This is a genomic window from Rhodoferax sp. GW822-FHT04A08, from assembly GCF_058801025.1.
Map to the genome: position 1 here is coordinate 34,664 of NZ_JBXAMW010000009.1, position 13,693 is coordinate 48,356.

The window sequence follows — 13,693 nt, forward strand, 5'->3', positions numbered from 1 at the left end:
ACCATGCCAACAACCATACGCCCCTACGAACCCAAGGATTGGCCCCTTCTATGGCCTCTGCTCCACACCACTTTCGCAGCCGGTGACACCTATGCATACGCCCCCGAAAGCACTGAAGCGGAGGTCCACAAAGTCTGGATTGAAACACCTGCCGCCACGTATGTCGCTGTGGCAGAGGATGGTTCATTGCTCGGTACCTACAAGCTTCAATCCAACCAGCCCGGACTTGGCTCACATGTCAGCAACTGTGGATATGTTGTGGCACCCAGCGCCCGGGGGCAAGGTGTCGCATCGGCAATGTGCGAGCACTCCCAAGTCGAAGCGGTGAAGCGCGGTTTCAAGGCCATGCAATTCAACCTGGTTGTGTCTACCAATGCAGTAGCCGTGAACCTGTGGAAGAAGCACGGCTTTTCCATCGTGGGAACACTCCCCGGCGCGTTTCAACACAAAGCTCTCGGCTATGTGGACGCCTATGTCATGTTCAAAACGCTAGCCACCTGACTCTACCCTCGATTCATCGGTTGTGGCTCTGATGGGCCATGCGCTCATTGCCCATGAACAGACTCAGCAGGCGCTGGCTTTGGTGGTGCGCCGTCCGGTGCATCGGTGGTGATCAGTTCCCGCAAGATCCCACCACCGGCAACGCTGCCGCTGACCGTGCCTTCGCCGCGCATTCTGGCGTCGCAGGCCACCCGATCATCACCTTTGAGTGCATCACAACGCATCAGGCCGTTGCGCCGGAGTTGTTCCGCGTCGGCAGAAGGCGTGGAGTCCAGACGCTGGGCCTGTACCGCCCTGGCTTCTTTCATGCAGGGCTCGAAAGCCTGACCGGACTTGCCGTCCTGGCAAGCACGTTGATCCGCCTCGAAGCGGCGTGCCCTTTCGCCACGGTCCTGCGCGGCCACGGTAGCCACATGGGCACAGAGCAGCGCCACCATGGCGATGCCGACGCAACGACGAATACTTTGTTGAGCGCTTGGAACAGCAGGCATATTGATTCCCCATTCACCGCAAAAGGCGATGACAGGGGTACAGCGTGCCAAAGGCAGGCGCACTGGTCTGTGCGATAGCCAACCCAAACCAACGCATTGCCCCATTGGCAGAGATACCGGCGCTACGGGGTGCAACGTACATACAAGCGCCGCTTGCTTGGCGACCATGTCATCGCGAGCAGGTGGAGATTTTCAATTCAACGTCTGCTTGCATGCGTGCAATGGACTTTCATGTTTCTGTTGAAGGGTGAATCGTCTACTGCAATTTTGCTTGTATCCAACTTGGAAAGTTTCATATGAAAAATGTATTGGGGAAATATTCCCTGGCCTTGTCGGCCGTCAGTCTGGCGGTGCTGGCGTTGCCAGCCCAGGCAGTGGAAGTGAGCTTCTCCGGGAGCAACACCGCCACAACCGGTGTTGTGAGCGGCGTGGACAACCTCGGTAACACGTGGGTCACCAGCGACGGCCCTTCCAACATCAACAGCAGCTTCACGATGGCCGATCAACAGGAAACTGCACAGGCGTTCAACATCCTCAATTTCAGCAATGGACTGGGCAACTGGGCCAATTCGTTTCAATTGACAATCAACAAGAGCCAGCAGGGTTCGGGATTCAAAGGCATCATTCAGACCCCGGTCGCGTCCGGTCTGAGCAATGGATTCATGGTGCAGGAAATTGCTGGCGACTCCACCAGTTGGGCGTCCTGGGCAGCGACCTACAGCCTCCTGGATACCATCAGTGGTCTGTATCAGCAGGTGCTGTTTACAGCACCTGAGGGAAAGCAACTTTCCCAGGGGCAGAACTTCATGCTGGACGTCAACTTCTCCGGCATCATCACCACCGACTCGGGCTGGGCGGCCTCGTGGGATGACCGAGCAGCACCCACCAATGACGTACCAGAGCCAGGCACTGTGACGCTCATGGGACTGGGAGCTGTGGGCTTGCTGGGGGCAGCGCGGCGCAAGAAAGCATAAACGCCAGCACGTCATGCGGCGCTGGAGCGAACTCCGGCGCCGTTTGCCATGTCGTGCGTTGCATGTTTTACACGCGCTGTCGTAGCGCGCATCGCCCTGGATCAGCCCACAGCCTTGGCGTCCAGTCCAAGAACAAGAGGAATAGCCATGCCACCCAACCCTGACGAATCAAGCTGCACCTTCATCTGCACCACCCAAGCCCACGCTGAGCAAGCCATCCTCGATCTGTTGAAAACAGGCGTGTCAACCGACAATATTCTTCGCCTGGGACGTGTCTTCCAAGCCGAAGGCCCGCCAAGACAAGTCGCGAGCATCCGCAACAGAATGATTGCCTGGGGCTGCAATGGCGCCTTTCTGGGTTGCATTCTGGGAATTCTGATTTCACCCGCTGCCGACTTCCTGCAACCGCATGGCTTCTACGCCTCGGCCGGACCGGTCGTATCGGTCCTGATTACCATGATGGGAAGCGCACTCATCTTGTGTGCGCTCTTTATCGCTGCTGCCTTACTGAGCCCCGTCAAGGCTACGCACAATGCCCTGGTGCGTTGCGATTCGGCGCTGTGCGTATACAAGTATCTGTTGAAGGTGAAGGGAACTCCCGCGGAAATCGACAGTGCCACCCGGCAGTTTGCTTCGGTGCAGTACGTGACGCAGGTTATTCCAATGACGGCACCCATTCACAACGAGGTCTGTGCGGCAAAGCTGCCTGCCAATGATCTCGACCATATTGCGACCAGCATTGTCTGAAGCACTGGCAACCCCTTTCACACGGAACCAGCACTTCATCCACAAGGCCCAGGATCGACTATCAACAACGTTTCACTGGAGATGGACATGGGCTTGCTGAACTTCATCGGATTGGGTGACAAGAAAAAGGTATGTGCTGGCTGCGGAGAAGTCTCCACGGTGCGCGAGCACAGGCAACCCAATCCGCTCCACCCCGAAAACACGAAATACTGGGGCTGTCCGTACGGTCCGGGCATGTTTTGCTGCAAGCCGGAGAACCAGGGCAAGCGCAAGGAGATCGACGTGTACTGGCCCGGCCAACGGCGCTACAAATAGGGCGCTAAAGATTCAGTCCAGAGCGACAACCCGCCGCCAAGGCAGGTCTGGGTCCGCCGCATAGTCTGCCACCACCCAACTGCGCGTAGTGTGCGCCGCCATATCGCCCAGAAAGGCGCGTATCACCCGGATGGACGCCTGATCCAGGGCGGCGTAGGGCTGGTCCAGGCAGGTCACGGTTGCACCGCTGGCCAGCAGCGCTGCAATGGCAACCTTGCGACGGCTGCCGGTGGAGAGCATGAACAACTTCTTTTCCTGGTGGTCTGTCAAAGTCAAGGCATCCACCAGCTCAGCATGCAGGGCCGCGTTCCAGCGCGCGCAGCGTGCACGCAGCGCGTCCCACACTTGCTGCGCGGTCTGCTCGTCATGCCCAGGCAAGGACAGGTCCAGCCACAGCGCATCAATGACCGCGGACACGCCCGGCGGGGCCGCAAGGTCACCGCTCAGGCGACGCAACAGGCTGGTCTTGCCAGTGCGCTCGTCGCCAGTGACGGCAATGAGACCGGGTGGCAGGGGAATTTCAAGCAGATGCATCGGATTGACCACCCCGCATGACATACGCCTCAAATGCAGGGGCTGTGACCGGGCGGCTGTAGAAGTACCCCTGGAAGACAAAGCAACCATTGCGAATCAACCATTCGCGTTGCTCCAGGGTCTCCACCCCTTCGGCAATGACGTTCAGACCCAGGCTGCGTCCCAGCGTCACCACCGTGCGCGCTATGGCTGCGTCATTGGGGTCGGTCAGCACGTCGCGGATGAAGGTCTGATCAATCTTGAGCTGGTCCAGGGGCAGCCGCTTGAGATAGGACAGAGACGAATAGCCTGTGCCGAAATCGTCAAGGGAAAACATGATGCCCCGCGCCCTGAGTTGGCTCATTTTCTGGATAACGGACTCGGTGTTTTCCAGCAACAGGCTCTCAGTCAGCTCAAGCTTGAGTCGTCCCGGTGCAATGGCGTGCCGGTTCACGATTTCCAGCACGACTTCCACAAAGGCGCTCTGCGCAAATTGACGTGCACTGACGTTGACGGCCAGTGTGAGCGCGCTCAGCAGCGGATTGGTGGACCACCTGGCGAGCTGCAGGCATGCTGCATCCAGCACCCACTGCCCCAAAGGAACGATCAGGCCCGACTCCTCTGCCAGTGCAATGAAGCTGCCCGGCCCCAGCAAGCCACGCGAGGGGTGCTGCCAGCGTACCAGCGCCTCGGAACCTGTCACCTGCCCAGCAGAATCCACCTGCGGCTGGTAGTGCAACACCAACTGCCCTTCCTTGATGGCCGTGCGCAGTTCCACCTCGACAGCTGCCCGTTGGGTAACCAACGTCTGCATTTCGATGTCAAAGAATCGCAGCATATTCTTACCCCCGGCCTTGGCCTGGTACATCGCCGTGTCTGCGCGCCGCAAGAGGTCATTCACGGAGACCGAATGGTCCTTGAACATGGCAATGCCGATACTGGAAGTACAGTAGTAAGCACGGTCACTGGCAGCGTTCGGCCCTTCTCCGGTGTGAAGCAAGTACGCCTGCCCCAGGCTGGACAGTATCTTGTTGGCCACCTGTTCCGCCTGCACAGCCGCCAGTTCGTTGTCGCCCAGATCCTTCAGGATGACGATGAACTCATCGCCACCCATACGTGCCACCGTGTCCCCCTCCCGAATGCTGTTGCGCAAGCGGCAGGCCACCTCTGTCAGCAGCCGATCGCCGGTTGCATGGCCCAGTGTGTCGTTGAGCAACTTGAAGTTGTCCAAATCAATCATCATCAGAGCCCCCTGGCATTCCTGGCGTGCACAACCGATCAGGGCCTGGTCGAGCCGGTCCAACATGAGGCGCCGATTGGGTAGGTTGGTCAAGGGATCGTAGAAAGCCAGGTGTTCTATTTTTTGGGATGCCGCCTTGCGCTCGGTGACGTCACGGATGGCAACCAGTACCGCCGGCGCCCCGTCAAACTGAATCCACCTGCTCTGCACCTCGACATCTATGGACGTTCCATCCAGCTTGAGGTAGCGCTGCTCGATGAGCGGATTCACCTGCGCCCCCTCATCGAGCCTGCGTGAACGCTGCAGCGACCTTTCACGGCTATCCGGATGCACCAGTGCAATGACCGGGGTCTGTCGCAGTTCTTCCTCCGACGCAGCACCAAAGAGTTTCACCGCAGCCGGATTGAGGTACAGCAACCTGCCGTTACGCTGCACCACGATGGGATCCGGCGCCCACTCCAGAATCGTACGGTAGCGCTTCTCGCTCTCCACCAGTGCCAACTGCATTTGCTTGCGCAATGAGATGTCGCGCGATGCCGCATAGAGATAGCCCTTGCCATCGATCTCTATGCCCGACGCGCTGATTTCCACGTCGATGATGCTTCCGTCGCGGCGGCGATGGCGTGTTTCGAACAGTGTCTTGCCTTGCGTCTTGACCAGTCCGTCATTGAATTTCTTGATTTCGTCCCAGCTCAGCTGTGCGTCCCAGTCCGTGACGCGCATAGCACCGATGTCGCTCTTGCTCAGCCCCAACATGTCCAGAAACGCGTCATTGGCTTCTACCAAGGTCCCTTCGGCATCGAGAATGTGAATGCCGTCACTGGACGTCTTGAGTATCGTCTGCAAACGGATACGGCTTCTTTCAACCGACTCGTGCAGTTGGTACCGCTCGGTGATGTCGTGACCAATTCCCAGCACGCCGATGATCTTGCCATCCTGCGCACGTAGTGCCACCTTGGTGGTTTCCAGCAGTGCCCGGCGCCCATCCGACGCAAATGTGACCCACTCCTCGTTGACACTGGGCCCTTCCTTGTCCATGGCTTTCTGGTCATTGGCGCGGAAGAAATCGGCCAGTTCCTTGTCCACGAAGTCGTAGTCCGACTTGCCCAGAATGTCCTTTTCCTTGGCCCCGAAAAACTTCTCGAACTGCGGGTTGCAGGCCAGATAGACACCTTGCAAATCCTTGAGCCAGACCAGATCGGGAATGGAGCGGATCAAGGTCTGCAGCCGTGCCTCGCTTTCAAACAGCGTGTTTTCCATGCGCTTGCGCTCGGTGATGTCGTGCGCCAGTCCAAACAGCCCGTAGATCCGCCCATCCGCAGAACGCAACGGTCCCTTGGTTGACAGATAGGTGCGCTCACCGTCGATGGTGGAAACCGTCTCCTCGAAAGTCAGTGTGACGCCTTCCTGCAGAACACGCACGTCGTTCTGCCGAATGCTTTCAGACTGTTCCGGGAAGACTGCCGCCTCCTTCTGACCCAGCATCTGCGCCACGGTGAGTCCGGTCACGCGTGCGGATTCCATATTGCACAGCAGGTAACGGCCTTCCAGATCCTTGGCAAAGATGGCGTCGGAGGCGCCTTCCACGATGCTGTTGAGCAGCTGACGCAGCTGAGCCTGCTCGTCGCGGACCCGCAGCTCCTGTTGCAAGGTCGCCCCAATCTGCTGTTGCAAACGCCGGATCAAACGGTACAGCAGCACCGTCGTCACACCCACGAACAACCACCCCTTGAGCGTGCTGGCCCGGGCAATGAGCCCCGGATCCTGAAACATCCAGGCCACCACATAGTCGGACACCAGTATCCACAAGGCCGCCAGGGTGGCATAGGTCAGAACGGTTGTTCCTGCCGCGAAACGGGTTGCCCTGTCTACGGCAATGTCACTGGACGCTTTTGTATCGGGCATGGCGCTTTTTTCCGGGTAAGGTCCTCTGGGCCGATATTGTCTCCGGCACATGGTATCGCTACGGCTCACAAGCGAATATTGACACGCATCAATACCCGTCGTTATGGCTTCCCCATAATCTGAAACTGTAAGAGCCCTATGTCTTGCGCCGCGGACATGCCTGTTAGCAGTTGGACTACACATATGAGAGAAATGGCAAGACGGGTCGCATCCGTCCCCCGCAAGGCATTTGGTGCCACGGGTTGGTCGCTGGCCTTGGTTGTTTTTGCAGCCATTGCTCCCTTGGTGGCTTTTGCCGCCTTTGCAAGCTGGACGGTGGTCCAGCAAAAACAATCAGATGCGCAAGCGGAGCTGGTGGGTTTGGCACGTGCCATCCGGGTTGCGGTGGATCGTGAGCTCAAGGGGCAATTCAGCTCCATGCAAGTAGCGGGTACGGAACTGCGCTTCAACGTGGCCGACAACCAGCGCTTTGCGCTGCACGCCAAACGTATTCTGGCCGACAAGCCGGAGTGGGCCAGTCTGGCCCTGATCGACCCGGTCACCAAAGCGATTGTCTTCAGCGAGCCTGCGTTACACATCCCCGGGCAGCAAACGATTTCACCGCAAACCGTGGAAACGGCTGTGCAGACTCGAGAGCCCGCCATTGCGGGTGTCTTTCCCCGGGGCAAGGTCATACCGGAGCCGCTGATTCTGCTGATGGCCCCTGTGATGGAACAGGACCAGGTCCGCTATGTCATCGGTGTGGCCCTGCGCCCGGCAGTGATCAGCGCCATCTTCACGGAACAAAAGATGGTGCCCACATGGACCGGCGCGGTCCTGGATCGAGACATGCGCATTGCCGGACGGTCCCGAGCGCCCGAAAAGCTCATTGGAATGTCCGCCTCGCCCACGCTGATAGAACAGGTGCAGCAAGGCTACAAGGGGATGTTTCTCTCGCGCACAGCCGACGGGGAGGTAGTGAGCACGGCCTATGAGCGCTCGGCGACAACCGGCTGGACCGTGGCCATCGGCATACCGCAGCACGAACTGAACGGCCCCATCCAGTCCTCCCTGTTGCGATTCGCCGGGGTAGCGCTTCTGCTGGTCAGCAGTTCACTGGCGATGGCCTATGTGCTGGGAAGAAGGGTCATACGCAGCCGCAACGCGTATGAAGCTGCACTACAGGCCATCACCCAGGAACAGGAGATCATGCTCAACAACGACATGGTCGGCATCATCAAGCTGGCAGACCGCAAGATCCTGTGGCACAACAAATGGGTCACCAGAAATCTGGGTTACTCGGACGCAGAGCTCGATGGCCAGTCGGTACGCATGCTGTACCCCGACTCGGAATCGTATGCAGACATCGGAGAGCGCGCCTATGTGGCACTGGACAGCAGAAACACGTTCCGCTTCCAGGCCCAGTTGCGACGCAAGGACGGCTCGGTGCTCTGGCTGGACATCAGTGGCAGTCTGCTGGGAGACAACCTGCGTGAGTCGCTCTGGATTCTGGTGGACATTACCCAGGCCAAGAACAACGAGCAGACCCTGGAGGCCGTGGCCCAGCACGACGAGTTGACGCAGTTGCCCAACCGCCGCATGCTGCAGGAAGGCCTGCAGACCGCCATAGCCACGGCCCGGCGCACCGGCGGCCAGATTGCCATCTGCTATCTGGACCTGGACGGCTTCAAGGCGGTCAACGACCAATACGGCCATACGGCCGGCGATCAGGTTCTCAGGGTTTGCGCCCAGCGCATGACCGAGTGCGTGCGGGCCAGCGATCTGGTCACCCGCGTGGGCGGGGACGAGTTCATCCTGCTGCTCTGCGAATACGGCACCGACCCGGACTATGCCACTGTGCTGGAGCGGCTGTTGGCCGCAGTCAGACGCCCCATACTGATCGAAGACGGCCACACGGTGGTGGTCAAGGCCAGCATTGGCGTTTCGTTCTATCCGCAACACGGCGATCAGGTGGACACCCTGGTGGCACTGGCCGATGAGGCCATGTATGAGGCCAAGACACGCGGCAAGGACTGCTACGTGCTATGCGAGGAGCCACGCTGAGAGCGACAGTGCGACGGCAAACCACCAACCCAGCCGGAAGGTGCGAAACAGGATGGCGTTGTAGGCAACACCTTGCGTGACCGCGCCAAAGTCCCGGTAGATGTTCCAGGCCCGCCACGCCAGCGTCCACACCAGCAAGGGCCAGAACTGTTGAGCGAACAGCGCCATCACCAGAGCCAGCGCAAACGGAAGGAACAGCAGCAGGGCAAACCAACGCTGTGAAGCACGTGCCCCGTACACCACGGCAAACGTCCTGCGCCCTGCCAGTCTGTCGTGCGCCATGTCACGGTGGTTGTTGACCGCCAGTGCGGCAGCAGCCATGCTGCCCACAGCCATGGATGCGAACACGCCGGTGCCACTCAAGCCGCCGGTCATCAGCCACCCAGTACCCAGCACCGCTACCGGACCAAAGAACACGAACACCGTGGCTTCGCCCCAAGGGGTATAGGCAATCGGACGCGGGCCACCCATATACGCCAAGGCAGCCAGCAAAGAAGCGCTGCCCAATGCCAGCACCGGCCAGCCGCGCAGTGCAACCATGTAGAAACCCAAGCCGGTAGCCAGTGCAGACAAAACCACAATGGCCAACCGAACCTGTCTGGGGCTCAGCCACCCAAGCGCCGTGGCGCGGGGCAGGCCGATACGCTGCCCCACGTGCTCGGCCCCGCGCTGGGTGTAGCCCACATCGTTCTGCAGATTGGTGATCACCTGCATCAGAACGGCGGCCAGAAGCGCCAACAGTGCCAGCACCAGGTCAACCTGACCGGTTTGCCGGTATCCCAACGACACCCCTACCAGCACGGGCGCAATAGCCAGCAGCAGACTGGGGGGGCGCACTGCAGCACCCCAGGCCCGCAAAGGGTGGGGAGTGGGCGAAGAGGAGCTTGGGATGTCGGATGGCGATGGCATGTTCGGTCGCACTTGGATCGTTCTATACAGCCATTGAACCATACCGCACCGCCTGGACCACTCGCCGACCGGTGCACAGTATCTGTGTGGTGGCAGACGGAACGCGCCCCGGCCAGGACCTACGATGCCAAGGTGAAAAAGGGCTTTGTGTGAACAACTTTCCGATTGTCTGCGTAGGCGGATCTGCCGGTGGACTGGACGCCTACATCCGGCTTCTGAAAAATCTGCCGGCCGACATGGGCGTGGCAGTCGTGATCGTCAACCACATCACCATCATGCCGACCCAGCTGCACGAAGTGCTCCCGCGCTTCACCCCCATGCCGGTGGAGCTGATCACCGAGAGCCTGCTGATCGTGCCCAACCGCGTCTTCATCATCCCGGCCAACCTGGACTTGCATGTGCGGTCAGGTGAATTCCATCTCCAGCCCATATCCAAGCCGCGCGGCTGGCCCAATGTGATCACCGTGTTTCTGCACTCGCTCGCAGCGTTCTGGGACGGCCAGCTCATTGCAGTGATCGTGTCCGGTTACGACGGTGATGGTGCCGCCGCGCTGTGTGATTTCAAACAGGCCGGTGGCATCACCATTGCGCAGCAACTCGATACGGCCATACAGCCCGATATGCCGCAGAGTGCCATTGACAGCGGTTGCATCGATTTCGTGCTGTCACCGGAAGACATTGCCAAGGAAATTGTGCGTATTGCGCAAATGTCCGCATACGGACAGACAGGATCCGAACAAAAAAATAAAGTGGCCTGATCGAAACGCTGAATTGCCCCGCATGGACGCGGGCTGGGCCTCGATGCAGAAGGGAGTCATTACATGCATAGGGTGAACGCCCCCATCGATTGGGCACGAGATGCATACGGCAACGGGCAAGGCATCGTCCTGCAGATTGAAAACAATGCGGCAAATGCAGACCTGATCAGCCGACTCATTGCACGCCGAGCCAACCTGGCGTTGCATACCGCAGTGGACGGATTGCTAGGTTATGCGTTGGCGCAAACCTTGCAGCCGGACATCATCTTGTTGGACATGGTGATGCCGGGTGTCACGGGTTATGAGACCCTGCTGTTGCTGCGCGAAAACGCGCTGACAAAACACATCCCGGTCCTGATCTTGACGTCCAGCGCGGCACGGGGCCAGCAGCAAAAGTGCCTGGACGCAGGCGCGTTCGGGTATCTGACCAAGCCCTACCGCATTGATGACCTGATGGCGCTGATAGATACCGCCTTGCACGCGGCCAACCTTGGAAAGCAGCATGCAGGTACTTCTATGCAACGGGTAGCAGACGATCGTATTCGTGTTTGACGACCTCGTAGCACTCGCACACGCGCTCTTCCAGCCCCTTGCGGTCCGATACGGTGATGTGCCCGCGTGAATAGCGAATCAGGCCGGCATCCTGCAACTTGACCGCGCATTCGGTCACCCCCTGCCTGCGCACGCCCAGCATGTTGGCAATGAGTTCCTGGGTCATGGCAATTTCGGTTCCCGGCAACCTATCCAGGCTGAGCAGCAACCAACGACAGAGCTGCTGGTCGAGCGAGTGATGGCGGTTGCAAACTGCGGTTTGGGCCATCTGGGTAATGAGTGCCTGCGTGTAGCGCAGCAACAGATGGGCCACCGGCCCGAACTGCTCGAAGTCGTCTTTGAGCGTCTTGGCCTTCAGGCGAAAGCACCATCCCGCGCTCTGGACCACGGCATGGCTGGGCGTCGAGTTGCCTCCCATGAACAGGGAAATACCCACAATCCCTTCAAAACCAACCACCGCAATTTCAGCTGCATCGCCGTTCTTCATGACATAGAGAAGCGAAACGATTCCGCACGTAGGAAAGTAGACGTATTTTTCAACCCCACCGGCCTCATACAACACCTTTCCCAGAGGCAACTCCATCAGCTCTAGCTGCGGCAGCCAGCGCTCCAACAGGGCGTGCGGCAATGCTCCCAGCAAAAGATTCGATTGGGCCTTTTGCTTGTCGGCATGCGGCGCTGGCGAGTGGTTGGGTACAGGCATGAATGGTTGGCTGTGAATATCGGCGAAGGGCCAATGTATTGAAGATGGCACGAGCATCCGGCAGATGCCGACCCTGGTCTGTACGGTGGCAGACCCCGGGCGAAATTGAGTGCATCTGCACCTCGTTCGGTGGCGTACAGACCCTGCGGTTGGCTGGCTTTACAACCAACACGAGAGGTTGATTGCCATTCGCATCCGAATGGAGCCTGCTCACTCCAACTGCCGTATGAACCACACGCAATTGCCTGGCATGCATCTGCCACCCCACAGCCGAGATACCGGTGGCTCCTACCTATGAGCGCCCAAAGGCAATACAACCGCGATCCGGCTGCGCTCAAGGCATTGCGGATGTCAGAGGGCCGCTATCGCAGGTTGTTCGAGACTGCGCGCGACGGCATCCTGCTGCTCAATGCGTCGACATCACAAATCGAGGACGCCAACCCGTTTCTGACCGAGCTGCTCGGCTATTCGCATACGGAGCTGATGGGCAAACACCTGTGGGAGCTGGGAGCATTTTCCGATGCCATCGAGAACCGCGACAAATTTGCGGAACTGCAGACACTCGGGTACGTGCGCTACGACGATCTGCCATTGGTTACCAAGGCCGGGAAAAGAATTGCCGTGGAATTCGTCAGCAACGTCTATGAATGCGAAGGCGTCACAGTCATCCAGTGCAACATCCGCGACATCAGCGCGCGCAAGCGCTCTGAAGAGCGCATTTATGAACTGGCCTTTTTCGATCCCCTGACGTCGCTACCGAATCGCACCCTTTTACTGGACCGGTTGAGCCAGGCCGTCATAAGCGCGCTGCGCAACAAGGTGTGTGGCGCGGTACTGTTTCTGGATCTGGACCAGTTCAAGGCCATCAATGACATCCAGGGACACGATGCCGGTGACCTGCTGCTGCAGCAAGTTGGCATGCGCTTGAAAGCTTGCGTGCGTGAAGGCGACACCGTGGCAAGGCTGGGGGGGGATGAGTTTGTGGTGGTCCTTGAAAGGCTGCACGATTGCCGCCAGGAAGCTGCAACCCAGGCGCAGGAAGTTGGCGACAAAATTCTGGCCTCGCTCAACCAACCCTACAACCTGGGTACGTCAGACTGCCGCGTCACGGCCAGCATAGGCGCCACCCTGTTCAGCCTGGCCACCGACTTGCCAGAAGACCTGCTCAAGCAGGCCGACCTGGCCATGTACAAGTGCAAGGAGACTGGACGCAACCGCCTGCAGTTTTTTGACCCGGCCATGCAGTCGGCCGTGCTGGAACGGGGTGAGCTCGAAATTCAAATGCGTCAGGCACTGCAGGCGCAGCAGTTTGAGCTGTACTACCAGGCCCAGGTCGTAGGCAGTGGCCGGGTCACTGGTGCTGAGGTACTGGTGCGCTGGCGGCATCCGCAACGCGGATTGTTGTTGCCGGCAGATTTCATTCCCCTGGCCGAAGAGACTGGCCTGATTTTGCCGCTGGGCAATTGGGTGTTGGAGTCCGCATGCCAACAGCTCGCGCGCTGGTCTGCTGACCCGGTGCTCTCCCACATCACACTGGCAGTCAATGTTAGCGCGTACCAGTTCCGCCAGATAAATTTTGTCGAGCAGGTAATGGCCGCTTTGGACAAACTGGATACAGACCCCATACGGCTCAAGCTGGAACTTACGGAGAGCCTGCTGGTGGATGACGTAGCCACCATTATGGAAAAAATGTTTGCCCTCAAGGCCAAGGGCGTTTCCTTCTCGCTGGACGACTTCGGCACCGGCTACTCGTCGCTGGCCTACCTCAAGCGAATGCCACTGGACCAGCTGAAGGTGGACCGGTCTTTTGTCAAGGACATCCTGAGCGATCACCAGAATGCCTCGATCACACGCACCATCATTGCATTGGCCCAAAGCCTGGGCCTGAGCCTGATTGCGGAAGGCGTGGAAATGGAAGCACAACGCAACTTTCTCGCCGAAGCCGGTTGCCATGCCTACCAGGGCCACTATTACAGCAAGGCCGTGCCGCTGGCCGACTTTGAGAACTATGCCCGCGGCGGAATATGAGCCTGTGTAAAGTT

At 59.1% G+C, this 13,693-nt stretch carries 13 protein-coding genes; 8 read left to right on the forward strand and 5 right to left on the reverse strand.

Translation table 11 applies throughout. The annotated features are described in order from the left end of the window. Positions 1-3 precede the first annotated feature (3 nt). The gene (locus tag AC1RMF_RS17195) at positions 4-501 is read left to right on the forward strand and encodes a GNAT family N-acetyltransferase (RefSeq protein ID WP_493143051.1); all 498 of its coding nucleotides are present in this window, start codon (positions 4-6) and stop codon (positions 499-501) included. A gap of 44 nt (positions 502-545) precedes the next feature. Here the strand turns inward: AC1RMF_RS17195 and AC1RMF_RS17200 are convergent, their stop codons facing one another. Beyond that, complete coding sequence (locus AC1RMF_RS17200; RefSeq protein ID WP_493143053.1) at positions 546-992, reverse strand: hypothetical protein; 447 nt, start codon at positions 990-992, stop codon at positions 546-548. A 296-nt stretch (positions 993-1,288) separates the two neighbouring features. On the opposite strand from AC1RMF_RS17200, the gene AC1RMF_RS17205 reads away from it, so the two are divergent. The 3 genes from AC1RMF_RS17205 to AC1RMF_RS17215 all read left to right on the forward strand — a co-directional run bounded on the left by AC1RMF_RS17205 (position 1,289) and on the right by AC1RMF_RS17215 (position 3,028). Then, the gene (locus AC1RMF_RS17205; RefSeq protein WP_493143055.1) at positions 1,289-1,966 is read left to right on the forward strand and encodes a PEP-CTERM sorting domain-containing protein; all 678 of its coding nucleotides are present in this window, start codon (positions 1,289-1,291) and stop codon (positions 1,964-1,966) included. A 147-nt stretch (positions 1,967-2,113) separates the two neighbouring features. After that, complete coding sequence (locus AC1RMF_RS17210) at positions 2,114-2,713, forward strand: hypothetical protein (RefSeq protein WP_493143057.1); 600 nt, start codon at positions 2,114-2,116, stop codon at positions 2,711-2,713. Positions 2,714-2,800: 87 nt separating this feature from the next. Continuing rightward, positions 2,801-3,028, forward strand: a complete 228-nt coding sequence (locus AC1RMF_RS17215; RefSeq protein WP_342619234.1) for a hypothetical protein — start codon at positions 2,801-2,803, stop codon at positions 3,026-3,028. Between the two features lie 12 nt (positions 3,029-3,040). On the opposite strand, the gene AC1RMF_RS17220 is transcribed toward AC1RMF_RS17215, so the two are convergent. Both AC1RMF_RS17220 and AC1RMF_RS17225 read right to left on the reverse strand, forming a co-directional pair. Beyond that, positions 3,041-3,562 (reverse strand): ATP-binding cassette domain-containing protein, encoded by a 522-nt coding sequence (locus tag AC1RMF_RS17220; RefSeq protein WP_493143060.1) that lies wholly within the window; start codon positions 3,560-3,562, stop codon positions 3,041-3,043. Next, a complete protein-coding gene (locus AC1RMF_RS17225) occupies positions 3,549-6,686 on the reverse strand; it encodes a PAS domain S-box protein (RefSeq protein WP_493143062.1) in 3,138 nt (1,045 codons plus the stop codon). Before AC1RMF_RS17225 ends, AC1RMF_RS17220 begins: the two co-directional genes overlap by 14 nt. A 192-nt stretch (positions 6,687-6,878) precedes the next feature. Here AC1RMF_RS17225 and AC1RMF_RS17230 point away from each other — a divergent pair, with 192 nt between their 5' ends. Further along, positions 6,879-8,729, forward strand: a complete 1,851-nt coding sequence (locus tag AC1RMF_RS17230; RefSeq protein ID WP_493143064.1) for a diguanylate cyclase domain-containing protein — start codon at positions 6,879-6,881, stop codon at positions 8,727-8,729. Here the strand turns inward: AC1RMF_RS17230 and menA are convergent. Continuing rightward, positions 8,709-9,638 (reverse strand): 1,4-dihydroxy-2-naphthoate octaprenyltransferase, encoded by a 930-nt coding sequence (gene menA, locus AC1RMF_RS17235; protein ID WP_493143065.1) that lies wholly within the window; start codon positions 9,636-9,638, stop codon positions 8,709-8,711. The two genes, AC1RMF_RS17230 and menA, sit on opposite strands and share 21 nt — an antisense overlap. Positions 9,639-9,787: 149 nt before the next feature. On the opposite strand from menA, the gene AC1RMF_RS17240 reads away from it, so the two are divergent. Together AC1RMF_RS17240 and AC1RMF_RS17245 are read left to right on the forward strand one after the other, a co-directional pair. Further along, complete coding sequence (locus AC1RMF_RS17240) at positions 9,788-10,396, forward strand: chemotaxis protein CheB (protein WP_493143066.1); 609 nt, start codon at positions 9,788-9,790, stop codon at positions 10,394-10,396. A gap of 63 nt (positions 10,397-10,459) precedes the next feature. Beyond that, positions 10,460-10,948, forward strand: coding sequence for a response regulator (locus AC1RMF_RS17245; RefSeq protein WP_493143067.1), 489 nt, complete (start codon positions 10,460-10,462; stop codon positions 10,946-10,948). Here the strand turns inward: AC1RMF_RS17245 and AC1RMF_RS17250 are convergent. Next, the gene (locus AC1RMF_RS17250; RefSeq protein WP_493143070.1) at positions 10,911-11,651 is read right to left on the reverse strand and encodes a Crp/Fnr family transcriptional regulator; all 741 of its coding nucleotides are present in this window, start codon (positions 11,649-11,651) and stop codon (positions 10,911-10,913) included. The two genes, AC1RMF_RS17245 and AC1RMF_RS17250, sit on opposite strands and share 38 nt — an antisense overlap. 294 nt (positions 11,652-11,945) lie before the next feature. Between AC1RMF_RS17250 and AC1RMF_RS17255 the strand changes: the two genes are divergently transcribed. Beyond that, a complete protein-coding gene (locus tag AC1RMF_RS17255) occupies positions 11,946-13,679 on the forward strand; it encodes a putative bifunctional diguanylate cyclase/phosphodiesterase (RefSeq protein ID WP_493143071.1) in 1,734 nt (577 codons plus the stop codon). The last annotated feature ends 14 nt before the right edge of the window (positions 13,680-13,693 follow it).